The organism is Microbacterium sp. NPDC077644 (genome assembly GCF_040702785.1).
In the GTDB taxonomy this organism is placed as follows: Bacteria; Actinomycetota; Actinomycetes; order Actinomycetales; family Microbacteriaceae; genus Microbacterium.
In genome coordinates, this window is the sequence record NZ_JBFBME010000004.1 from 20,191 (window position 1) to 42,449 (window position 22,259).

A 22,259-nucleotide genomic window follows, 5' to 3' on the forward strand; every position below is an offset into this window, starting at 1 on the left:
TAGACGTGATCCCATCAGATCTTCTCAATGGCGTTCGGGTCGTCTCCCTCGAGCAGTACATCGCGGCCCCATACTGCACTCAGATATTGGCAGAGGCAGGTGCGGAGGTCATCAAAGTCGAGCGTCCAGGTCTGGGGGACCCTCGACGGGCATACGACCCCACTCGCCGTGTCGGTGATGCTGACATCAGCGGGGGTTTCGCATCGTATAACCGCGGCAAGAAGTCAGTCACGCTTGACATCTCTGACGCGGACGATCGAGGCGCACTCAAGGGGCTGCTCGCGGAATGCGATGTGCTCGTGACGAATCTCAGACCCGGCGCCCTCGCGCGCGTCGAGTTGTCGCCGGCATCTTTGCGTGCAGAATATCCGTCGCTGATCATCTGCGAGATCTCCGGGTTCGGTGTGTCGGGAGGACCGTATGAGCAGTGGACGGCGTTCGACTCGGTCATCCAAGCGATGTCAGGACTGAGCAGCCTCCTCGGCGGATCCCCCGACGGTGCGCCATTTTTGGCGCCGATGTCGACAATGGATCTGCTGACCGGTGTCTGGGCAGCCATGGGCATCTCAGCCGCGCTGGTACGTCGCGCACTCTCCGGCGAGGGGTGTCACATCGATGCCGCGATGTATGACATCGGCGCGGCCTTCATGGAGCGCGCACTCACGCTCCAGGAATTCACGGGTGAGACGCCGACGCGAGGCACCGACACCTTCAGCCCCGTGGGAGCGTTTCGGGCCGCGGACGGCCGATGGCTGTCGATAGTCATTCCGACTGACGAGATGTGGCGACGCTGTTGCTCGGCGGTCGGACGACCAGAACTCGTCGCCGATCCTGCATTGGACAACGTGACCAAACGTGCGGAGCGGATGCGGTCGACGATCGTCCCTATGCTGGAGGAGTGGGCGCTGAACGGTGGACTCGGTGCGGAGGAAGCAGCCGCCGTGCTCCGTGACGCCGGTCAGCCGGTGGGTGTTGTTCAATCGGTGAGAGACGTGCGCGATTGTGCCCACCTCGCACATCGCAAGATGTTCGCGCCGTTGCTCCCGCGCGCCTCCGCTCAGCCCGACCGGGCGGAGCTCGCGCTTCCTCGCTTCCCACTTCTCATTGACGGTGTTCCATCAGCGCCAGGCCCGGTACCTGCGTTGGGCGAGCACAACTTTGCCGTCGTGGGCGGTCGTTCATGAGCGGATTTTTTTGTCGAACCGGTGAAGCCTCTGTGCTGCACTTAGACGTGGGCAGACATCTTGCAGGCTGAGTCGCACTACGTCGCTGCCGTCGAGCAGTTCGAACCTGTGGATCTGATCAGCTTCGCAGCCGACGCAGACCGGCGTGGCTTCGCGGGAACTGTGATCGCGGACCGCTTCCAACCCTGGTTGCCTCTCCAGGGGAACGCCTCGTTCGCATGGGTTGTGGCGGGGGCGATCGGACAACAGACGACGGGCAGTGTGGCGGTATCGGCCGTACCCGGATATCGGATGCATCCGGCATCCGTCGCGCAGGCCAGCGCGACGCTCGCTGCTTTGTACCCGGATCGCCACCGTCTGATGCTGTCTGCAGGTGACGCGATCGATGAGCACGTCGTCGGTGAGTACTGGCCTGAGGCACCGGATCGAGCCGCGAAATTGTTCGACGCCGCCGAGGCGATCCGCAAGCTCTTCGTCGCATCCCTCAAGGGCAACGACGCCCGGCAAGCGGGATCGCATTTCCGCTTGGAATCATCGCGCCTGTGGACGATGCCTGACAAGGCTCCGCCGTTGCACGTGTGGGCCGGAGGGCCGGTCACCGCACGTCGCGCGGGACGTACGCTGGACGGCATTGTCGTGCAGGGAGGGTCGAGGGAGCGACTGACCGCACTGCTCAATGCCTTCAGAGAAGGACAGCAGGAGAGCAGAAGAGCAGCGGGCTTGGTCCACACCATCGTGCACGTCCAGCTCTCCTGGGCGTCCACGGACGAAGAGGCGATGGCTCAGGTGCTGCGGGACTGGCCGATGGTCGGCCTGCGCTTCCCCCGAGGTGACATACGCTCGCCCTTCGATGTCGCCCAGCTCGCGCGCGCCGTCACCGCAGACGATATCCGCGCACGCATCCCGGTCTCATCCGACCCCGACGTGCATCGCGCTCACCTGCAGTCCATTCTGGATCTGGGGTTCGACGCGGTCCACGTCCATAACGTCGGTCGCAATCAGCGCGAGTGGATCGAGATGGCCAGCCGTGAGATCCTCCCGAAGTTGGTGAGGTGACGTGAGCGATCGGATGCAGGTGTGGGCGCTTGCGGGGATCCCAGAAGTGGCCGCGGGTGCCGACATGCCTCGGATGATCCTGGACGCCGTCGCGAACGCCGGCGATCAGTTGATCGACGGCGACATCCTGATCGTCACCTCCAAGATCGTCTCGAAAGCCGAGGGGCGATCCGTGAGAGCGGTAGATCGTGAGGAGGCGATCACCGCCGAGACCGCACGCGTTGTGGCGACACGTCTGCGCGGAGACGGGGGTGTCACGCGCATCGTCCAGAATCGGCTCGGAATCGTCGGGGCCGCAGCGGGTGTCGACGCCTCCAACACCGAACCGGGTACGATCCTCCTGCTACCTCTGGACCCGGATGCCTCCGCCCGAGCGCTCGCTGAAACCATCCGCGCCGAGACCCGATCGAAAATCGGCGTCATCGTTAGCGACACCCTGGGACGCCCATGGCGTGACGGGCAGACCGATATCGCGATCGGTGCCGCCGGAGTCCACGTGTTCGATCGCCTGCACGGTGAGCTCGACAGCGCGGGGCGACCGCTCGTCGTGACGCGGCCCTGCGTCGCAGATGAGCTGGCGGCGGCCGGCGACCTGGTCAAGGGCAAGATCAGTGGATGTCCCGTGGCTGTCGTGCGAGGGATGGGTCGTCTCGTAGGTGACCTTGATCTCCCGGGTGCCGCGAGCATTGTGAGATCGTCCGAGAAGGACATGTTCCGCCTGGGCGCCGACGAGGCGCACCAGCAGGGATACGAACACGGATATGCGGCGGGTGTCGCCGTGTCACGAAACGGAGAGGGTCACTGATGACGCTGACACTGGGTTACAAGGCATCGGCTGAGCAGTTCGCTCCGCGTGAGCTGGTCGATATCGCTGTCGCGGCGGAGCGGCACGGGTTCGAGTCGGTGGCGGTGAGCGATCATTTCCAGCCATGGCGCTACACGGGCGGGCATGCGCCATTCTCGATCGCGTGGGCAGCGGCGGTCGGTGCGCGCACCGAGCGGATTCGCATCGGCACGAGCGTGATGACGCCGACCTTCCGCTACAACCCGGCGGTGATCGCGCAGGCGTTCGCGACGCTGGGATGCCTGAACCCTGGCCGGGTATTCCTCGGTGTGGGCACGGGTGAAGCGCTGAATGAGATCGCGACAGGCTTTCAGGGTGCGAGCGACCAGGAATGGCCGGAGTTCCGTGAGCGCTTCGCACGGTTGCGGGAGTCGATCCGGTTGATGCGGGCACTGTGGACGGGGGAGCGAACGAGCTTCGAAGGCGAGTACTACTCCACACACGATGCATCCATTTATGACGTGCCCGAGGGTGGCATTCCGGTGTACATCGCCGCCGGCGGCCCGATGGTTGCGAAGTATGCCGGTCGTGCGGGGGATGGTTTCATCTGTACTTCGGGCAAGGGTCAAGAGCTCTACGCGGACAAGCTCATTCCCGCAGTGAAAGAGGGGCTGAAGGCATCCGGTCGAGAGTTCGCCCAGATCGACCGAATGATCGAGATCAAGATCTCGTATGAGGAGACCGAGCAGGCGGCGCTGGCGAACACGAGGTTCTGGGCACCGTTGTCGCTGTCCAAGGAGCAGAAGCACGACATCACCGATCCGATAGAGATGGAACAGGCTGCCGACGCGCTTCCGATCGAACAGGTCGCGAAACGCTGGATCGTCGGCACCGACCCGGATGCGGTCGTCGCGCAGATCAAGGAGTACGTCGACTGGGGCTTCAACCACCTCGTCTTCCACGCCCCAGGTCACGATCAGGAGCGCTTCATGACCCTATTCGAACGCGACCTCGCACCGAGGCTTCGCGCGCTTTAGCCATAGACTGCCCGCATGCGCGGCGATTCGACCTCGTGGGCATCGAGCCCGCCGCCCAATGGGGCGCGATGCGGGACCTTGCCCAGGCCGCAGATGCCGGTCCCTGGGAATCACTCTGGGTGTACGACCACTTCCACACGACGCCGATCCCGAGCCAGGAGGCGACGCATGAGGCGTGGACCCTCATGTCGGCGTTCGCTGCTTCGACCAGCCGTATCCGTCTCGGACAGATGTGCACGTGCATGTCGTACCGCAATCCGGCCTACCTGGCGAAGGTCGCCGCGACTGTCGACATCGTCTCCGGCGGTCGCACCGAGATGGGCATCGGCGGCGGATGGTACGAGCACGAGTGGCGTGCCTACGGCTACGGTTTCCCGTCGGCCGGTGACCGTCTGCGCCGCCTCGACGAGGGCGTGCAGATCATGCGTCAGGCGTGGACGACCGGCGAGGCGACTCTGGACGGGAAGTTCTACCAGGTCGGCGGCGCGATCGTGCAGCCGCAGCCGCTGCAGGCCGGCGGCATCCCGCTGTGGATCGCCGGCGGCGGCGAGAAGGTCACGCTGAAGATCGCCGCGAAGTACGCCTCGTACACGAACTTCTCCAGCGTCCCTGAGGAGTTCGGGTCTTACCGGCACCGCGGAGCAGTTCGTGGAGCGACTGCAAGACATGTCGGCTCGTGGCCGCGGCTACGCGATCCACTATTTTCCGGAGGCGGCGTACGACCGCTCCGGCATCGAGCTGTTCGAGCGTGAGGTCATTGCCGCGCTGAGCTGATCAGTCCGGGTGCTGAACACATGCTCTCAGCGCCCGACGAAGCACGACGCGATCATCGCTGTCCGGTGACGGCGGAGTGTCCGGCGTGCCGTACCAGCGACCGAGTCGCTGATAGAACGCACCGGTCGGGTCGGCCGGACCTCCGTGAGCTGCCCGCGTACCTCGATGTACCGGCTCGGCTTGTCCGGATCGAACACAGCGAGGATCATCGACGGATTGCGTTGCAGATTGCGATACTTGGCTCGCCTGGTCGTGTGACTGAAGCGGATGCTGTCGCCGTCGAACTCGAACCACATCGGGCTCACGTTCACGGCATCGTCGCGACCCACCGTGCCCAGTGCACCGTAAGGCGGCCGGTCCAGCAGATCGCCCAGATGGTCGGGGATCTCCGAGGTACTCATCCCGCCGAGCCTACCTGCGCCCGCAGAGGGTACGGCGCGGTGACGGGCTCAAGAGGTGAGAAGGCGATCAGCGGCGTCCCGTCGACCGGGTGCGGGATGACATCGGCGCGCACGCCGTATACGAGCTCGATGAGCTCCGGCGTGAGCGTCTCCGCGGGAGGACCGGATGCCACTACCCGCCCGTGATCGAGCACGATGACCTGGTCCGCGTGGCGTGCCGCGAGCGTGAGGTCGTGCAGCGCGGCGAGAACCGCGATCCCACTGTCGGCGAGCGAGCGCATGAGCACCAGCGTGTGCAGCTGCGCCTGAATGTCGAGGTGGTTCATGGGCTCGTCCATCAGCAGCAGTGCGGGCTCCTGCGCGAGAGCCCGAGCCAGCAGCACGCGCTGGCGCTCGCCGCCGGAGAGTTCCTGGAACCGCCGGTCGACGTACGCGTGGGCTCCCGCGCGCTGGAGCGCCGTCTCGGCGATCTTCACATCGTGCGCGCCCGGTCCGCCGAGGAGGGGGAGGTGGGGCGTGCGCCCGAGCAGAACGACATCGAGCACATCGAGCTCCAGATCGGTATCGGCCTGCTGCTCGACCAGTGCCGTGAAGCGGGCCCGATCGCGGCGACGGAGTGCTCGCGCATCCGTCCCTCCGAGTGCGATCGCGCCCGAAGTGAACGGGTCGACCCCGGCGATCAGATGCAGCAGCGTCGACTTGCCCGCGCCGTTCGGACCGATCAGCGCTGTGAAGGATCCTGCTTCGACCGTGCAGTCGATGCCGTCGATGATCAGCCGTCCACCGCGGTCGAGGCTGATCGCCTCGGCGTGCAGCGGCGTCGCCGACGAGGGAGCAGTTGCGTGCGGCGGTGCAGAACGCCAGCGATCTTCGGTCATGAGATTCTCCTCGAACGCAGCAGCAGATGCCCGAACAGCGGGGCGCCGATCAGCGCCGTCACGACGCCGACCGGCAATTCGCGCGGATCGAACAGCGTGCGGGCCAGGGTATCCGCCCAGATCAGGAAGATCGCCCCGGTCAGCGCCGACAGCGGCAGCAGCGCGCGATGCCGTGCGCCGACGATCAGTCGCACCGCGTGCGGCACGACGAGTCCGATGAAGCCGATCGAGCCGCTCACGGCGACCAGGCATCCGGTCAGCAGGGCGGTGGCCCCCAGGAGCATCCACCGCGTGCGGTCGACGGCGACGCCGAGTGAGGCCGCCGCACGCTCTCCGAACGCGAGGGCGTCGAGAGTTCCCGCGCTCAGCAGCAGCGGTCCTCCGACCAGAACGATTGCGGCCACGGCGAGGAGCGCGGTCGGCCACGTGACACCCGCGAGCGAGCCGAGCAGCCATCCGAGGATCTCGCGATAGCTGTCGCCGGTGGCACTCCAGAAGATGACCAGGCTCGTCAATGCGCCGAGCACGGCGGACACCGCGATCCCGGCGAGAATCGTCCGCGACGCGGTGATGCGCCCGATGGCTCCCGCCAGCACGAGCGTGAGGACCAGTGCGACCACCGCGCCGCTGAACGCGGCGATCGGCAGAGCGATCGTCGCGCCCAGCACGATCACGAGTACCGCGCCGAAGGACGCACCGGAGGAGAGCCCGAGCAGATATGGATCGGCCAACGGGTTGCGCAGCACCGCCTGCATGATCGCCCCGCAGATGGCAAGGCCCGCACCCACGGCGCCGGCGGCGAACACACGCGGCATCCGCAGCTGCCAGATGATGCCGTCGCGCAGCGGCGTCAGGGTGGAATCGCCGATTCCGATGCGTGCGAGGATGCTGCTCCACACTTCGCCTGCGGAGATCTGCGCAGGACCGAGCGTGATGCTGATCACCACCGAGGCCACCACGAGAAGCGAGAGTGCGAGCGCCCATGCGCCGGTGCGAAGTCCACCTCGTGCGCGACGTCGAGCGAAGTGCCCGGCACTGCCCGCTCCGACGACGTCGTTCCTGGAGAGCGCGGTCACGGAACCTTGATCTTTTGCAATTGGGCGATCAGTGACTCGACGGCCTCGACGTTGCGCACGCCGGCCTCTCCGGCCGGGAACGGCACGACCAGATAACGGTGGTTCACGACGGCGGGAAGGGCGGCTGTGGCGGGGTTGATCTCGAGCATGTCGATCTTCTTCTCGGTCGAGCCCCACGCCGAGTCGACGAGCACGATGACGTCGGGGTTCGCATCCACCACAACCTCCCAGCTCAGGCTCGACCAGGTCTCATCGACATCGGCGGCGATGTTCGTCAGCCCTGCGGCATCCATGATCATCTGCGGGGCGCCGATGCCGGCACCGACGTACGGGGTGTCGCTTCCCGAGCTGAACCAGAGTGCGGTGAGGCGGCGGTCGTCCGGTGTGACGGCATCCAACCGGCTCTGCAGGTCTGCAGTGAGGGCATCGGCGCGGTCGGGAACGTCGAAGATATCGCCAGCCTGTTCGATCTCGGCGAACACCTCGTCGAACGTGAGCGGGTCGGGCTGGTACTCGTGCTGCTGGCAGGCGGCGGGTGAGACGTACGTGTTGACACCGAGACCGGCGAGGACGTCGCGGTCGCCCGCGCCGTCGGCGGTGACATTGGACTCCCACCCGGCGTAGACGAGGTCGGGCTCGAGTTCGAGCGTCGCCTCCTGGCCCGGAACCTTCTCCGAGATCACAGGTATCCTGTTCCCGGCATCCGCCCACTGCTCGGCGTAGTCGCCGTCCGGAAACGCGGTGCCGACCATGCGATCTTCAAGGCCGAGCGCGAGCATCATCTCGATCGAGGTCGACTTGATGGCGAGGACGCGCTCAGGCGGCTGTGTGAAGGTGACATCGGTGCCGCAGTTGTCGATCGTCAGCGGGTAGCCGGATGCCGTCGCCAGCGTGGACGAGTCAAGGGCGGTATCGGCAGATGCCGCGCAGCCCGTGACAGCAACAGCGATGATCAGCAGGGCAAACGCGGTGGTGAGCCGCGGAGCGGAAGTGAGCATGGATCTCCTGGGCGCAGGTCGATGAGTAGACGTGCGGCCAAGATCCCGGCCGTGTTCGTCCGCCAAGGAGGGCGGAACGTGGCCAGCCTAGCGCACGCGGCGAACAGTCGAGCTTGCCTTTCGGATAAGAATGGCGATCACCATAGCCCGTGGTCATGACGCATGGGTTTCCTTCCATAGCGCGGTTTGATGACTACAGCAGGCGCCGTAGACCCGCACGAGTTCTACGTCTACAAGCCCGCGCTCACGGCATCTCGGCCGGCGATCCTGAAGCGCGCGCTGGCGGAGAAGGCGATCGCGATGCGGTACACCGGCAGCGACCAGGTGGGCGGGACGACCGTCTTCGAGGACGTCCGGCCGAGAAGGGGCGGCTGTTCAGCATCGCGGATGCCGAGATCGAAGAGCTTGCCCGTCTCGCGGTGACGATCGAGCAGCACTACGGGCGGCCGATGGATATCGAGTGGGCGCGCGACGGTGTCGACAGCACGCTGTACATCCTCCAGGCGCGTCCGGAGATCGTGGGTCTCTCGCGCCGACGCGAACGTGATGCGCCGTTTCGAGCACACCGAGCGCAGCGATGTTCTCGCCACCGGGCGCGCGATCGGGCAGAAGATCGGGTCAGGCGCTGTCAGCGTGCTGCGCTCCATCGACGACACGGCAAGCTTCCGCGCCGGCGATGTACTGGTCGCGGACATGACCGACCCCGACCGGGGACCGATCATGAAGAAGGCCTTCGCGATCGTCACGAACCGCGGCGTGCGCACCTGCCACGCCGCGAACAGCGCGCGCGAGCTCGGCATCCCGGCCGTGGTCGGGACACGTGACGCGACCCGGCTGCTGCCCGGCCTCGATGTCACGGTCAGGCGTTCTCGTTCCCGCCCGCCGAGTCGCGCGTGGAGCTGGCGCGTCTGGAGTTCGTTGTCAACCGTCAGATGGACATCCACCCGCGGGCACTGCTCGAGTTCGACGATTTGCCCTCCGAACTGCGCACGCAGGTCGCCGATCGCATCGCCCGCACCCATCGCCGCGGGAGTTCTTCGTGCAACGGGTCGCCGAGGCGTCGGGATGCTGGCGGCGGTATACGCCCCGGAGCCGGTGATCGTGCCGATGAGCGACTTCAAGTCGAACGAGTGCGCGAACCTGCTCGGCGGCGATCGCTACGATCCGCACGAGGAGAACCCGATGATCGGGTATCGCGGGGCGTCGTGCTACATCTCCGCGGAGTTCCGCGAGTGCTTCGACATGGACTGCGAGGCGCTGCGAGGCGTGCGCGATGACATGGAGCTTGCGAATGTGACGATCCCGTTCGTGCGAACGGGCTGGGTCGCGGGGAGAACGGCCTCGATGTCACGATGATGTGCGAGATGCCCTCGAACGCCCTGCTGGCGGGCGAGTTCCTCGACCACTTCGACGGTTCTCGATCGGCTCGAACGACATGACTCGGCTCACGCTCGGCCTGGGTCGTGACTCCGCGCTCGTGGCGCAGACGTTTGACGAACGGGACCCGGCCGTGAAGAAGCTGCTCGCGATGGCGATCGAGGCCTGCCTGCGCCGCGGCGAGTACGTCGGCATCTGCGGGCAGGGTCCATCCGACCACCCGGATCTCGCGGACTGGCTGCTGGATCAGGACATCGAGTCGATGTCACTGAAACCCCGACACCGTGATCGAAACGTGGGTGCGGCTCGCTCAGTGGGCAGATAAGGGCGGCGACCTTGCTGAAGCAGATCGCCGAGAAAGGACATTGCTGCGGGTGCCGATAGGCCTCGTGGCAGGTAAGTATCTCATGTAATATATAATGTAGGAAATCGTTCTTTCGCGGTTGGGTGACGACCATGGCTGGGAATAGATACGTAATTCCACCTATAGATAGGGCCCTGTCGTGAGGAGCATTCGATGAAGATCTTCGTCCTTGTCAAAGAGGTGCCTGACACCTATGGCGATCGCAAGCTGAATCTGGAGACCGGACTGGCCGATCGCGCGGCCGGTGATGTGGTCCTGGACGAGATCACTGAGCGTGCTCTCGAGGTGGCGTTGAGTTTCGCAGACAAGAACGACGGTACCGAGGTCGTGGCTCTTGCGATGGCTCCTGAGTCGTCGACGGCATCCATCCGCCGCGCCCTTGCGATCGGGGCAGCATCCGCTGTGCACGTCGTGGATGAGCAGCTCGCCGGCGCCGACCTGGGGCTGACGGCTGAGGCGCTCGCGGCGGCGATCCGACGGGCGGAGCCCGACCTGGTGATCACCGGAAACCTGTCGACCGATGGCTCGGGTGGGATGATCCCGGCGATGCTGGCAGAGCATCTCGATTTCGCACAGGCGACGGCCCTGAACGCGGTCGAGATCGCCGCGGACGGCGTGACAGCAACTCGTGCGGCCGACGACGGCAACCAGTCGGTGTCGGTGTCGTACCCGGCGGTCATCTCGATCACCGAGGCCCTGCCCGACGCGCGCTTCCCGAACTTCAAGGGCATCATGGCTGCGAAGAAGAAGCCCCTCGAGGTGCTGTCGCTGGACGACCTCGGCGTCTCCGCTGACCCTTCCGCCGCTCCCCGCACGATCATGACGACTGTTTCCGAGAAGCCCCCGCGTGCGGCGGGTGTGAAGATCACCGATGAGGGCGATGCCGGCGCGCAGCTGGTCGAGTTCCTCGTGCAGAACAGGCTGGTGTGACCATGAGCTACCCCGCAGACTCCATTCTCGTCCTCGTCGACGTGACACCGTCGGGCGAGGCCGCGGCGAGCACGGCGGCACTGATCGGTGCCGCGTCGCTGATCGGTTCGCCGGTCGCGCTGGTACCTGGTGGCGCGCAGAGCGCTGTGGATGCCGCGGCCGCAGCGGGTGCGTCCGTCGTGCTGACGGCGGATGTCGACGCTGAGGTCCTCACGGTTCCGCTGGTCGACGCTGTCCAGGCCGCCTATGCGAAGGTGCAGCCGGATGCGATCCTGATCTCGAACTCCATCACCGGCCGTGATGTCGCCGGGCGTCTCGGGGTTCGTGAGAAGCTCGCTCTCTCGGTCGACGCGATCGGCGTCTCCCGCGATGACGAGGGCATCGTCGCACACCACTCGGTGTATGGCGGGGCGTACCTCGTCGACTCGGCGCCCACGTTCGGTGCCCCGATCATCACTGTCCGCCAGGGGGCGGTGGATGCTCGCGCCGAGGCCGTCGCGACTCCGACTGTCGAAGCGCTCGAGGTGTCAGCATCCGGTGCCGCTGCGGCGAAGGCCGGCGCGGTCGAGGTCGTCGAGGTGGAGTCGTCTCGTCCCGAGTTGCGCGGAGCGACGAAGGTCGTCTCGGGCGGTCGCGGGCTCGGCTCGAAGGAGCAGTTCGTCCTCATCGAGCAGCTTGCTGACGCGCTCGGTGCCGCGATCGGCGCGTCGCGCGCCGCGGTGGATGCCGGATACATCCCCTACGCGCACCAGGTCGGTCAGACCGGCGTCTCGGTGTCACCCCAGTTGTATGTCGCGGTTGGTATCTCCGGTGCGATCCAGCACCGGGCCGGCATGCAGACCGCGAAGAACATCGTCGCGATCAACAAGGACGGCGAGGCTCCGATCTTCGACATCGCCGACTTCGGCATCGTCGGCGACCTGTTCACCATCGTGCCGCAGGTCGTTGAGGCCCTCGAAGCACGGAAGAAGTAATCATGGCGACGCGGATGCTCAGGCGCGGCCTGCCGCGCGTTGCCGGCGGCGAGCCCTGGCCGCCCGCCGGGGACGTCGAGGTTGCGGATGCTGTGGTCGAGGCCGTCACCGGGAGTCAACCTTCGCGGGTCGCCCCGCGAGCCGACGGCGAGACGAAACGCGTTGAGGGAGCGGAGGGAGCCGAAACGGCTGCCTCTCTTGCTGCAACTGAAGCCGGCTTCGACTCCTCCGTCGCGCAGCCCATTTCGTCTGCGGCGACTGCGTCGCCTCCGCTCAACGACCCCCAGAAGACGCCCGCGGGTGCAGCGGCGCTGCGCCGCGGGCTCCCGCGCACGCCCGGTGGAGAGCCGTGGCCCCCGTCGGATGCTGCCGCCGCTGTTGCCGTCGACCCTTCGACAGGCTCAGGGATCGATTCGGTTCCGCAGGAGGCCTCGCCCACGCGGGCCGTTGAGCGAGCCGAAGGCGAGACGAAACGGGTTGAGCGAGCGGAGCGAGTCGAAACTGCTCCCGCTGCAGTATCCGGCGCCGCGCTCCGCCGGGGCCTTCCGCGCACGCCGGGTGGCGAGCCGTGGCCGCCAGAGGGCCTGACCGCGGCAGCGATCGTCCCCGTCTACGACGAGGTCGAGCCGGCTGAGCTCATCGAGAAGTCCGAGATCCCGGCATCCACCGCCGTCGTCACCGTCGACGTGAGCACGCCGCTGCCGTTCCAGCAGACGGTCTTCCCGGGTAAGAACGCGTTCGAGCATCCGTCGCCTGCGCCCGAACCCGCGCGCATCGGTCCGTTCACCAAGGCCCAGTGGGCCGGCGCCGTGATCGTCGGCGGCATCGCCCTGCTGGGAGCCGCGGCGATGGCCGTGCTGCTGGTGCGCTGGCTGCTGAGCTTCGGCGCCCTGGCGGACTTCGTCGCGACGTACCCGGGTGAGTACCACCTGCCTGAGGGGGCACCGGTCGGCTTCCCCGGATGGCTGGGCTGGCAGCACTTCTTCAACGTGTTCCTGATGGTGCTGATCATCCGGTCGGGTCTGCGCATCCGCACAGAGAAGCGCCCGACCGCGTTCTGGACTCCCCGTGGGAACGCCAAGGGCAAGGTGAGCCTGACGATCTGGTTCCACCAGTCGCTGGACATCCTGTGGCTGCTCAACGGTGTCGTGTTCGTCATCCTGCTGTTCGTGACCGGGCAGTGGATGCGGGTGATCCCCACGAGCTGGGAGGTCTTCCCGAACGCGATCTCGGCTGTGTTGCAGTACATCTCGCTGGACTGGCCCACCGAGAACGGCTGGGTGAACTACAACTCCATCCAGCAGATCGCGTACTTCACGACGATCTTCCTCGCCGCCCCCCTCGCGGCCGTCACCGGGTTCCGGATGAGCGGCATGTGGCCGAAGGACAACGAGCGTCTCAGCAAGGCGTACCCGATCGAATGGGCACGTGCGGTGCACTTCCCGGTGATGCTCTACTTCGTCGTGTTCATCGCGATCCACGTGTTCCTCGTGTTCGCCACGGGTGCGCTGCGCAACCTCAACCACATGTACGCCGCACAGGGCTCTGTCGACCCGAACGCCTACGCCGACAACTGGACCGGATTCTGGTTCCTCGTCGCATCCCTCGTCGTCATCGCCGCAGCCTGGATCGCCGCACGCCCCCTCGTGCTCGCCCCGATCGCGAAGCTCTTCGGAACCGTCAGCAGCCGCTGAGCGCAAGGACTCTTGATCCGCGGCTGGACGCAATTCATGTGTCCCAAAAGTGTCCCGAGTATCCCGAGAACCGGTGATACTGACGTGCTCCGCGAGTCTGGAGTGTGTCCCGATACTGGCGTCGAATGCCTCGAACAACGCACTAAGGGTCGTCCGCGCACGGGCCACAGTCGATGGTGCTTTGCCGCTGCGCAGCTCGTTGAGCAGGTGTTCGCGGATGTCGTCCGCGTGGATGGTGCTGAGTGGGCGGCGGACAAGGGAACGGGGTAACGCGGCGAGGTTGTTGTTGTCGGTGTCGATCGTGTGCGGATTGCCGCGCTCTCGCGTCGCCTGGAACGCAGCGATGAGCTGAGCCAGGGTGAAGCTGGACTTCACGGCAACCTGGCGCCCCGTCTCCAGTCGGTGCAACTGTTCGCGCTCCCACCGCTCTGCGTCGCTCTTGCGAGCGAACGTCTTCGAGCCCACGTGGGCGTCACCGATCTTGATGCGCGCGAGGTAGCGGGTCCGGCCGTCCTTTGTCTTGCGGGTCTGCACGCTCATGTCACGACCCCCGCGGTCTGCGAGGGCCGCCAGCCCAACTCTCTTGAGGCGATTGGGCACGTCGACAAGGAGAGCGTGGTCGACCTCGTGGTGCCCCCGGCGGCCGTGACGGTTCGCGCAGCGCCGGACGACGTCGCCACGCCGAGGTCGAGTGTCGTGTTTGACGCCCGCCGAGAATGGTTGAGGTTCGCGCTCAGTGCTGTTGCCGAGCGGAAGCGGCGTCTTCGACGGGATGTACCCGGCGGTCTCGACCATGGATCCGGTTCGAGTGATCTAGCGGCATACGAGTGGTGCCCACCCCCGTTCCAAAGCACTCGCCGCGGATGCTCGGAGCGGGAGGAAAACACCGGGTGAAGGTGTAACTGCGGGTCGGATTGGCGGTTCGGGTGGATCACATTCGATGGGGCGCCTTTGCGTACTGTTCCCGCAACCCATTCTTTCGGATCTTGCCGCTCGCTGTCCGGGGCAGCTCATCGACGAACATGATCGAGCGCGGGATCTTATACTTGGCCAGGCGCCCATTGAGAGCAGCCAAGATCTCGTCGGCCTCTATTTCAGCTCGCCGCACCACGACAGCAAGTGGAACCTCTCCCCAGCGATCGTCGGGTATGCCGATGACAGCGACCGAATCCACTGCCGGGTGCTCCATGATGATCTGCTCGATCTCTGCGGGATATACGTTCTCCCCTCCCGAGATGATCATGTCTTTCAGTCTGTCGCTGATGGTGAGGTAGCCTTGCGCGTCGAGGAAGCCAATGTCGCCGGATCGCATCCACTCGCCGCGATGCGAGTCGCGCGTGGCATCCGGACGTAGCCAGTACTCCTTCATGACATTCGGTCCTGATATTTCGATCTCCCCGACCTCTCCGGGCTCTGCGGGGTGACCGTCGTCATTCATCACCCGGACATCGGTGAAGAAGTGCGGCAGGCCGGAAGAGCCAAGGTGATCTCGTGCCTTCCGGTACGGCAGGGATGTCGCACCGGGTGACGTCTCCGTCATCCCGTACCCGGACGAGAAGCTCAGTCCGCGTTTCTCGTATGCCTCGATAACGCGAAGGGGCACGCTCGATCCTCCGCAGGTGAGTTTGCGAAGCGTCGACAGGTCGGTCTGCTCCCATAGTGGGTGCTCAGCCAGCATCTGAAAGGTCGTCGGCACTCCGGAGAGGCTCGTGATGCCGTGCAACTCGATCGATTGGAGTACCGTGCCCGGATCCACCTTCTCCTGCAGAATCAACATCCCGCCCTTGAGCAGGGTCGGGAGGGCGCCCATTCCGAGGGACGCGACGTGGAACATCGGTGCGATCATGAGGGCTCGCTCATCGGACGTGACGTCATAGTCGACGAGGACGTTCAGTGCGTTCCAGGTGAGGTTGCCGTGGGTGAGGACTGCTCCCTTCGGTCGACCGGTCGTTCCCGACGTGTAGAGGATCATGGCCGGGTCATCCAGTGTGACGTCTGCAATCCTCGGACTATCCGTTGCGGACGACAGGACATCCTCGATCGCCTCGACTGCGGGCAACTCCGCAGGCCCATCGACCACGATCCGATGCGCGACGTCGCTGGACCATGCGGCAGCGCGCGCCAGTTCGCGGACATCATCATGCGTGATGAGGAGACGCGCACCGCAATCGGCGATCATGTACTCGAGTTCACCAGGTGCGAGTCGGGTGTTCAACGGCACGAATATCGCCCCGACAAGCCCGCATGCGAAGAATGCGGTGAGGAAGTCAGGATGGTTGTTCCCGACGTACACCACACGGTCTCCCTTGACGATCGAACGCTCTGCCAGCGCAACGGCCAGACGATCGATCCGATCTGCGAGTTCCTCGTAGCGGTATTCTTTGTCGCCATGCCGTATAGCGACGTCACCTTCCGATTTCGCGCGTCGACGGTCGATCCACGTACCAAGTCCTTGATTCTTCATCCGAGCCTCTTTGCTGATGGAGTCGCGTAACGTCCAGGTCTGCCTGGGGTGGCTACGCGTAGAAGCGGTAGATCCCGCGCGAGACCACCGCCGGCTTGCCGCCGCCCTCGATGTGGATGGTCTGATCCACGGCGAGCTGGTATCCGCCCGCGACCTCCGTGACCTCGGCGATGACCGCACTCATCCGTACACGATCACCGACCTTCACAGGCAGGATGAACCTGACCTTGTCCAATCCGTAGTTGACCTTGGTGGTCACGCCCTCGGCCACGAACAACTCTGTCCAGAACTTGACCGCGAGGGAAAGCGTGAGGAAGCCGTGCGCGATCGGCGTACGGAACGGTCCGGTTGCGGCCTTTTCCGGGTCTACATGGATCCACTGGTGGTCGTCGGTTGCGTCGGCGAACATGTTGATGCGCTCCTGCGTCACCTCCAGCCACTTGGAGAATCCCAGATCGGTGCCGGCGAGGCCTGCGATGTCTGAGTACGCGACAGTGGTCGTCATTGTGTGATCCTTTCGATCGGTAGAAGCGACCGGCGGAGCCAGTCGGTGAGAGCGGTCACTCATTGATCCTGAGAAGACGCGCGGCGTTCTTCTTCAGGACTGAGGGCAGCACCTCGGGTTTGAAGGTGTTCGCGGCTGCGGCGTCGCGCTGCCAACGATCTGGAGTCAAGAGAGGGAAGTCGGAGCCGAAAAGGACTCGCTCCCGCAGGAACGAATTCGCCGCTCGCACAAGGGATTCCGGGAAGTACTTGGGGCTCCAGCCAGAGAGATCGATCCAGGTGTTGTGCTTATGCGTGGCAACGGAGATCGCCTCGTCCTGCCAAGGAACCGAAGGGTGGGCCATGATGATCTGAAGTCGAGGGAAATCAGCGGCGACGCCGTCCAGCAACATGGGATTCGAGAATGCGAGGCGCAGTCCGCGTCCTCCCGGCAACCCAGCCCCGATCCCCGTCTGTCCAGTGTGGAAGAGTGCGATGAGCCCGAGCTCCTCCAGGACGGCGTATAGCGGCTGGTGGGCTTCATCGCTCGGATCGAACCCTTGAAGCGTGGGATGGAACTTGAACCCCCTCACCCCGTAGTCCTCTGCGAGCCGCCGCACACGGTCGATCGCATCGATGCGGCCTGGGTCCACGGAGCCGAAAGGGATCAGGACGTCGTTGTGACGCGCGGCGCCCGCCGCGATCGTCTCGCTCGAGATCGGTGGATGCTGGAGACGGTGTTCTGCGTCGACGGTGAACACGACCGCGGCCATGCGGCGTTCGCGGTAGTAGTCCGCGATCGAGTCGAGGTCAGGCCTGCCGGCATCAGCAGCGAAGTAGGCAGACGCAGCCTCAGTCAGGTCATCCGGGAGGGAGCCATGGCCGTGTTCGTCGACCTCGATGTGCACATGCATGTCGATGGCGTCGATCGCATCGACGTCGACGTTCGGTTCATACCGCGTCATGATCTCTCCAGGACGAACAGCCCGTCAGCGCTGCAGTTCTTCGGGCAGCGGAGGGAAGCGGTCTCCTACGGACTGCCGGTTGTCGCTGATGATGCGGGGGAACTCCGTTGCGAGAGCTTCCGCAGTCCAGCCGCCGTCGTGGTAGTCCGTGGCGACGGGCTCGGGGTGTGACCACACCTGCAGGCGGTCTCCACCGATCCCGATGACCTGCCCAGAGACTTCTGACGCTTCATCCGATGCGAGATAGGCGACCACACCGGCGACGTCCTCTGAGGTGCCGAATCCGAGATCGTGGCGGAAGAAGGCAGGCATCACCGCGCCTCGAGCCTCGGCCTCGACGGCCGCCGCGAAGTACGGCACGGTCGCAGTCATCGCTGTGGCCGCAACGGGGACGACGGCATTGGCGGTGATTCCGGCCTTCTTGAGCTCGAGGGCCCACGTGCGCACCATGCCGACGACGCCCGCCTTGGCCGCAGAATAGTTGGTCTGGCCGAAGTTTCCCCGCTGCCCGGTGGGGGAACCGATGCAGATGATGCGCCCGGGAATTTCGTTCTCGCGCATGTAGGTGGCGGCTTCGCGAACGCAAGTAAAGGTGCCGCGCAGATGGACATCGATGACGAGATCGAAGTCCTCGTCGCTCATCTTCCACAGAACGGTATCGCGGATCACCCCGGCGTTCGTGACCAGGATGTCGAGCCGCCCGTATGTGTCCACGGCCGCCTTGACGAGCGCCCGGGCGGTCTCGGTCGGCCCGACTGGTGCCACCACAGCGATGGCATTGCCGCCGTTCGCCTCGATTGATGCGACAGCTGTCTCGGCGATCTCGACTGATACGTCGTTGATGACCACGGCGGCGCCCTGGCGGGCGAGTTCCTGAGCGTACGCGAGCCCGAGACCGCGTCCTGACCCCGTCACGATCGCGACTTTTCCTTCGAGAGACATGGCACTCCTTAGATCCTGAACTCGACTCGCAGCGGCCGATGTGGCCGTGGGCCGAGTTCGCTTCGTGTTACGTGTGGGTTGGTAGGGAGAGAGCGACCGCGAAACCTCGAGTGGGCCCCTCCTGCTCTCTTCAGCGATCCGAGATCCGGATCACCGGCTTGACCGTGCGCCCGGCATGCATGTCCGATGCGGCGGCGCCGATCTCATCTAGGGTGTAGTGGCGCTCCAACTTGTCGAGCGGGAGTCGTCCCTCGGCATATAGCTGGACGAGTTGCGGGATCAGGTCCTGCGGTACCGCATCGCCCATGGTCACGCCGCGGAGAATCTTTCCAGTCAGGATTCCCTGGATGTCGACAGGGATCTCGGTTCCGGGTGGGGGTGCGCCGCAAACGAGCACCGTGCCCCCTGTGCTCGCCGCATCCAGAGCGCCTCGGGCGACTGTCGGGTTGCCTGTCGTATCGAAGCTCTTGTTCGCTCCGCGGCCTCCCGTGAGTTCGAGAAGCCGGCCGGTGACGTGCTCAGTCTTCGCGTTGATGACGTCAGTCGCTCCGAGCTCGCGCGCCAGCGCGAGGCGTTCGTTCACGACGTCGATCGCGATGAGTTGCGCAGGGGAGCGGAGCGATGCGGCGATGATGGCGGACAGCCCCACGGCACCGGCTCCATAGACGGCGATTCGGTCTTCCGGTCCCGCATCGAGGACGTTCCACATCGATCCGAATCCGGTCAAGACGCCGCAGCCCAGAGGGGCGAGTGCGGCGAGATCAGCATCGGGACTGACGCGGACAATCGAACGTTCGTCGGCGATCGCGTACTCGGCGAATGATGACTGCCCGAAGAAGTGCCCGGCGACCGGGGAACCGTCCCGATCGATCGAGCCCGACCCCTCTTCTCGCAACGCCCCGACGAGGTTGCGGGGCAGCCACGTGGCGCAGTACGCCGGATGGTCGGAGCGGCAGGCCTCGCACGCACCGCAGGAGGTGAAGCTCAAGAGCACCTTGTCGCCCTGCGAGACCGTCGTCACGCCCTCACCGACTTCGACGACGACACCGGCTCCTTCATGACCGATGATCCCAGGCGTCGGGAAGGGGATGGCGCCGGCGATCACGCCGAGATCCGTATGGCAGAGACCGGCAGCGACGATGCGCACAAGTACTTCTCCCGCGGCGGGTGCGCCGAACGTTACCTGCGCGATCTGGAACTCACCGTCGGCGAGTACGGCAGCCCGTCCGGAGGTCATCGTCCCGCCCCTTCATCGAGGTTGATCACGATCGACTTCGAGCGGAGGTACGAATCGAGCGCCTCGGGACCGTACTCACGACCCCAACCGGACTTCTTCACACCGCCGAACGGGACAGACGGGTCCAGGAGGGCCCATCCGTTGACCCAGGTGATCCCGGCGTCGAGTTTCGCCGCGACGCGGTGAGCCTTCGCAAGATTCGACGTCTGGATACCGGACGCGAGGCCGAAGGGAGTAGAGTTCGCAAGCGCGACAGCCTCGTCCTCGGTGTCGAATGGCTGCACGGTGAGTACGGGGCCGAACACCTCTTCTGCCACGGCAGGGTTGTCGTTGTCCACGTCGGCGAGCACAGTCGGTCGATAGTAGAAGCCGCCGTCGAGGTCGACCTTCTCGCCTCCTGCGATGACACGGGCGCCTGCATCTCGCGCTGCCTGAACGAGAGCGGACACCTTGTCGAGCTGATTCTGTGACGCGAGCGGTCCGATGACGGTGGTCGGATCCGTTATGTCGCCGAACGGCACACCAGGCACTGCGTCGGCGAGGATACCGAGAACCACGTCGTACAGAGGCCGCTCGACGAGAAGTCGGGGCCCCGCCATGCAGAACTGACCGGCGTTGAATACGAACGCGGGGATGATGGCGCCAAGAGCCTGATCGAGATCGGCGTCGGCGAACAGGATGTTGGCGGCGTTGCCGCCGAGTTCGGCCGTCACGGGGCGCAGCGAACGACCTGCAAGCTCGGCGACATGAGCGCCGACATCGGTAGAGCCGGTGAAGGCCACCTTGTCGACGTCGGGGTGCGTCACGAGGTGGTCCCCGAGCTGCGCTCCGGAACCGGTGATGACGTTGAAGACTCCGTCAGGAACGCCGGCTTCCTGGAGGATCTCTGCGATGAGCAGTGCCGTGAGCGGGGTGTCGGACGCGGGTTTGTGAACCACCGTGTTACCCGCCACCAGCGCGGTCGCGATCTTCGTCGACGACAGGATCAGCGGGAAGTTGAACGGCGTGATCGCCGCGACGACCCCGAGCGGCTCGCGCCGGACGTACGCATGCGTATTGCCTGGAGTCTCCCGGACCGAGCCGTCGAGATGCTGGCCGAGACTAGCCGCATATTCGTACTGCAGTGCCGAGTGCTCGACATCGACCACACGAGCGAACGTGATCGGCTTACCCGCGTCCTGACTCTCCACATACGCAAGCTCTTCCGCACGCTCGCGTATGAGATCGTGGGCGCGGTGCAGAACGCGGGAACGCTCGCGACCGGACAGGCCCGACCAGATGCCGGAGTCGAACGCCGCGCGGGCGGCACGAACCGCGTCATCCACGTCCTGGATCGTTGCTTTGGCGACGTCTGTCAGCTTACGCCCGGTCGCGGGGGCGACGACGTCTGCTCTTCCGCCGTCGCTGGCCTCTCGCCACTTGCCGCCGACGAAAAGCCGTCCGGCTCGAACTGCCGGTGCTTCCGCGGGCGTCGCGGTATCGATGACTGTCATCACTGTCTCCTCATTGAGTCTGGGTACGACGAGTGTGCGTCGAAGTCGGAGACGGGTGTTCGTGGATTCGCATTATGGACAATCCCGCGGATAGCGCGCTCTTCACCTTGATGCGAGGTCATTGGCGTGATACTCCGAAGTCATGAACACTGAAGATGGCGACACTGGGGTCGTCTCGGAGACCGGCACGATCTCAGTGCGCACGAAATCACTCGATGAGGCAATGTCGGTCGGCGGGGTGGTCTTCCACGCCCACACCCTCGCGGCGCTCGATGCTCGGCGTCCGCCAAGGCTGTCGTTGAGTTCGTACCGAAGGGGAGCGATGACCCTCGGATCGATCCAATACAGCGCCGGTGCGCACGTGGTTACCGGTTCTATCTGGGATTCCTACCAGATCAATGTTCCGCTCCGAGGAGAGGTCCGTACCGAACGGGACGGGCAGGCGATCATAGCGAGTGCATCGCGGGCCGCGGTCTATGGCCTTCATCAGCATGAATTCTCCGGATTCGACGCGCCGACGCAGATGATCGGGGTCAAGTTCGAGAGGACAGCCGTCGAACGTCGCCTTGAGCAACTGCTGGGGCACGAGCTCGCGAAGCCGCACATTGAATTCGAGCTCGGCTTCGATCTCACGACCGCTCGGGGCCTCGAGTGGCTGGCCATGATCAGGCTGCTCACTCGTCCGCTGAGGGCGGTCGAGTCGCTTGCTTCTCAGTCGATGGTTCAGACCCATCTTCAGGACGCGGCGCTGAACGGACTGCTCATCGCCGCGCGCCATGATCACTCGGAGGAACTCAATGAGCCGGCCGGATCGGCTGGGCCCCGGGCGGTGAACTTCGTCATCGACCTCATCAGATCGTCCCCCGACGCTGCGCTGCTGACCGTTCCCGAACTCGCTGAACGCGCCGGAGTGGGAGTTCGGGCGCTGCAGGCCGGGTTCAGGAGGCAGTACGGAACCACGCCACTGTCCTATCTGATCGCTCGTCGGCTCGACCACGCGCATGAAGAGCTCCACAATTCCGAGCCCGGTTCCGTCACGGTTGGCGAAGTCGCCAATAGATGGGGTTTCTATCACCATGGTCGGTTCGCGACCTCATACCGCAATCAGTTCGGCGTCGCACCGTCGACGACGCTGTCGGCGTGACGAT

General features: G+C 65.2%; 18 protein-coding genes and 2 pseudogenes. 10 read left to right on the forward strand and 10 right to left on the reverse strand.

Annotated features, from left to right (window positions below; all coding sequences use genetic code 11):
• Positions 1-5: 5 nt before the first annotated feature.
• The 5 genes and pseudogenes from AB0269_RS14070 to AB0269_RS14090 all read left to right on the forward strand — a co-directional run bounded on the left by AB0269_RS14070 (position 6) and on the right by AB0269_RS14090 (position 4,835).
• Positions 6-1,184 (forward strand): CoA transferase, encoded by a 1,179-nt coding sequence (locus tag AB0269_RS14070; RefSeq protein WP_366211883.1) that lies wholly within the window; start codon positions 6-8, stop codon positions 1,182-1,184.
• Positions 1,185-1,244: 60 nt separating this feature from the next.
• Positions 1,245-2,240, forward strand: coding sequence for a TIGR03557 family F420-dependent LLM class oxidoreductase (locus AB0269_RS14075; protein WP_366211884.1), 996 nt, complete (start codon positions 1,245-1,247; stop codon positions 2,238-2,240).
• 13 nt (positions 2,241-2,253) lie between these two features.
• Complete coding sequence (gene cofE, locus AB0269_RS14080) at positions 2,254-3,045, forward strand: coenzyme F420-0:L-glutamate ligase (RefSeq protein WP_366211952.1); 792 nt, start codon at positions 2,254-2,256, stop codon at positions 3,043-3,045.
• Complete coding sequence (gene fgd, locus AB0269_RS14085) at positions 3,045-4,061, forward strand: glucose-6-phosphate dehydrogenase (coenzyme-F420) (RefSeq protein ID WP_366211885.1); 1,017 nt, start codon at positions 3,045-3,047, stop codon at positions 4,059-4,061. The genes cofE and fgd overlap by 1 nt, the downstream gene beginning before the upstream one ends.
• A gap of 68 nt (positions 4,062-4,129) precedes the next feature.
• Positions 4,130-4,835 (forward strand): annotated as a pseudogene (locus tag AB0269_RS14090) (TIGR03560 family F420-dependent LLM class oxidoreductase).
• 26 nt (positions 4,836-4,861) lie between these two features.
• On the opposite strand, the gene AB0269_RS14095 reads toward AB0269_RS14090, so the two are convergent.
• The 4 genes from AB0269_RS14095 to AB0269_RS14110 all read right to left on the reverse strand — a co-directional run bounded on the left by AB0269_RS14095 (position 4,862) and on the right by AB0269_RS14110 (position 8,188).
• Entirely contained in the window at positions 4,862-5,236 is a 375-nt protein-coding gene (locus tag AB0269_RS14095) for a TIGR03618 family F420-dependent PPOX class oxidoreductase (RefSeq protein ID WP_366211886.1), read from the reverse strand.
• Complete coding sequence (locus tag AB0269_RS14100) at positions 5,233-6,114, reverse strand: ATP-binding cassette domain-containing protein (RefSeq protein WP_366211887.1); 882 nt, start codon at positions 6,112-6,114, stop codon at positions 5,233-5,235. Before AB0269_RS14100 ends, AB0269_RS14095 begins: the two co-directional genes overlap by 4 nt.
• Positions 6,111-7,073 carry a putative F420-0 ABC transporter permease subunit gene (locus tag AB0269_RS14105; protein ID WP_366211953.1) on the reverse strand — a complete coding sequence of 321 codons (963 nt, stop codon included), beginning with the start codon at positions 7,071-7,073 and terminating at the stop codon, positions 6,111-6,113. The genes AB0269_RS14100 and AB0269_RS14105 overlap by 4 nt, the downstream gene beginning before the upstream one ends.
• Positions 7,074-7,186: 113 nt before the next feature.
• On the reverse strand, positions 7,187-8,188 hold the full coding sequence (locus tag AB0269_RS14110) for a putative F420-0 ABC transporter substrate-binding protein (protein ID WP_366211888.1): 1,002 nt from the start codon (positions 8,186-8,188) through the stop codon (positions 7,187-7,189).
• Positions 8,189-8,389: 201 nt separating this feature from the next.
• Here AB0269_RS14110 and AB0269_RS14115 point away from each other — a divergent pair.
• From AB0269_RS14115 to AB0269_RS14130, 4 genes and pseudogenes are all read left to right on the forward strand, one after another.
• Positions 8,390-9,978 (forward strand): annotated as a pseudogene (locus tag AB0269_RS14115) (putative PEP-binding protein); the annotation flags it as partial.
• Between the two features lie 104 nt (positions 9,979-10,082).
• Positions 10,083-10,859, forward strand: coding sequence for an electron transfer flavoprotein subunit beta/FixA family protein (locus AB0269_RS14120; protein WP_366211889.1), 777 nt, complete (start codon positions 10,083-10,085; stop codon positions 10,857-10,859).
• A gap of 2 nt (positions 10,860-10,861) precedes the next feature.
• Positions 10,862-11,833, forward strand: a complete 972-nt coding sequence (locus tag AB0269_RS14125) for an electron transfer flavoprotein subunit alpha/FixB family protein (RefSeq protein ID WP_366211890.1) — start codon at positions 10,862-10,864, stop codon at positions 11,831-11,833.
• Positions 11,834-11,835: 2 nt separating this feature from the next.
• Complete coding sequence (locus AB0269_RS14130; RefSeq protein WP_366211891.1) at positions 11,836-13,527, forward strand: cytochrome b/b6 domain-containing protein; 1,692 nt, start codon at positions 11,836-11,838, stop codon at positions 13,525-13,527.
• A 931-nt stretch (positions 13,528-14,458) separates the two neighbouring features.
• Here AB0269_RS14130 and menE read toward each other — a convergent pair.
• From menE to AB0269_RS14160, 6 genes are all read right to left on the reverse strand, one after another.
• The gene (gene menE / locus AB0269_RS14135) at positions 14,459-15,991 is read right to left on the reverse strand and encodes an o-succinylbenzoate--CoA ligase (protein ID WP_366211892.1); all 1,533 of its coding nucleotides are present in this window, start codon (positions 15,989-15,991) and stop codon (positions 14,459-14,461) included.
• 52 nt (positions 15,992-16,043) lie between these two features.
• Complete coding sequence (locus tag AB0269_RS14140; RefSeq protein WP_366211893.1) at positions 16,044-16,496, reverse strand: MaoC family dehydratase; 453 nt, start codon at positions 16,494-16,496, stop codon at positions 16,044-16,046.
• Positions 16,497-16,551: 55 nt separating this feature from the next.
• Complete coding sequence (locus AB0269_RS14145; protein ID WP_366211894.1) at positions 16,552-17,439, reverse strand: amidohydrolase family protein; 888 nt, start codon at positions 17,437-17,439, stop codon at positions 16,552-16,554.
• 24 nt (positions 17,440-17,463) lie between these two features.
• Positions 17,464-18,381 carry an SDR family NAD(P)-dependent oxidoreductase gene (locus AB0269_RS14150; RefSeq protein WP_366211895.1) on the reverse strand — a complete coding sequence of 306 codons (918 nt, stop codon included), beginning with the start codon at positions 18,379-18,381 and terminating at the stop codon, positions 17,464-17,466.
• 130 nt (positions 18,382-18,511) lie between these two features.
• Positions 18,512-19,618, reverse strand: coding sequence for an NAD(P)-dependent alcohol dehydrogenase (locus AB0269_RS14155; protein WP_366211896.1), 1,107 nt, complete (start codon positions 19,616-19,618; stop codon positions 18,512-18,514).
• The gene (locus tag AB0269_RS14160) at positions 19,615-21,111 is read right to left on the reverse strand and encodes an aldehyde dehydrogenase family protein (RefSeq protein ID WP_366211897.1); all 1,497 of its coding nucleotides are present in this window, start codon (positions 21,109-21,111) and stop codon (positions 19,615-19,617) included. Before AB0269_RS14160 ends, AB0269_RS14155 begins: the two co-directional genes overlap by 4 nt.
• Positions 21,112-21,253: 142 nt before the next feature.
• Between AB0269_RS14160 and AB0269_RS14165 the strand changes: the two genes are divergently transcribed.
• The gene (locus tag AB0269_RS14165) at positions 21,254-22,255 is read left to right on the forward strand and encodes an AraC family transcriptional regulator (RefSeq protein WP_366211898.1); all 1,002 of its coding nucleotides are present in this window, start codon (positions 21,254-21,256) and stop codon (positions 22,253-22,255) included.
• Positions 22,256-22,259: the final 4 nt, after the last annotated feature.

Excerpts from the sequence above, each read along its gene's own strand:
- menE (WP_366211892.1), bottom strand. The coding sequence starts at position 15,991 with ATGAAGAATCAAGGACTTGGTACGTGGATCGACCGTCGACGCGCGAAA.
- cofE (WP_366211952.1), top strand. The coding sequence starts at position 2,254 with ATGCAGGTGTGGGCGCTTGCGGGGATCCCAGAAGTGGCCGCGGGTGCC.
- AB0269_RS14140 (WP_366211893.1), bottom strand. The coding sequence starts at position 16,496 with ATGACGACCACTGTCGCGTACTCAGACATCGCAGGCCTCGCCGGCACC.
- AB0269_RS14145 (WP_366211894.1), bottom strand. The coding sequence starts at position 17,439 with ATGACGCGGTATGAACCGAACGTCGACGTCGATGCGATCGACGCCATC.
- AB0269_RS14160 (WP_366211897.1), bottom strand. The coding sequence starts at position 21,111 with ATGACAGTCATCGATACCGCGACGCCCGCGGAAGCACCGGCAGTTCGA.
- AB0269_RS14150 (WP_366211895.1), bottom strand. The coding sequence starts at position 18,381 with ATGTCTCTCGAAGGAAAAGTCGCGATCGTGACGGGGTCAGGACGCGGT.
- AB0269_RS14130 (WP_366211891.1), top strand. The coding sequence starts at position 11,836 with ATGGCGACGCGGATGCTCAGGCGCGGCCTGCCGCGCGTTGCCGGCGGC.
- fgd (WP_366211885.1), top strand. The coding sequence starts at position 3,045 with ATGACGCTGACACTGGGTTACAAGGCATCGGCTGAGCAGTTCGCTCCG.
- AB0269_RS14125 (WP_366211890.1), top strand. The coding sequence starts at position 10,862 with ATGAGCTACCCCGCAGACTCCATTCTCGTCCTCGTCGACGTGACACCG.
- AB0269_RS14120 (WP_366211889.1), top strand. The coding sequence starts at position 10,083 with ATGAAGATCTTCGTCCTTGTCAAAGAGGTGCCTGACACCTATGGCGAT.
- AB0269_RS14100 (WP_366211887.1), bottom strand. The coding sequence starts at position 6,114 with ATGACCGAAGATCGCTGGCGTTCTGCACCGCCGCACGCAACTGCTCCC.
- AB0269_RS14095 (WP_366211886.1), bottom strand. The coding sequence starts at position 5,236 with ATGAGTACCTCGGAGATCCCCGACCATCTGGGCGATCTGCTGGACCGG.
- AB0269_RS14110 (WP_366211888.1), bottom strand. The coding sequence starts at position 8,188 with ATGCTCACTTCCGCTCCGCGGCTCACCACCGCGTTTGCCCTGCTGATC.
- AB0269_RS14165 (WP_366211898.1), top strand. The coding sequence starts at position 21,254 with ATGAACACTGAAGATGGCGACACTGGGGTCGTCTCGGAGACCGGCACG.
- AB0269_RS14155 (WP_366211896.1), bottom strand. The coding sequence starts at position 19,618 with ATGACCTCCGGACGGGCTGCCGTACTCGCCGACGGTGAGTTCCAGATC.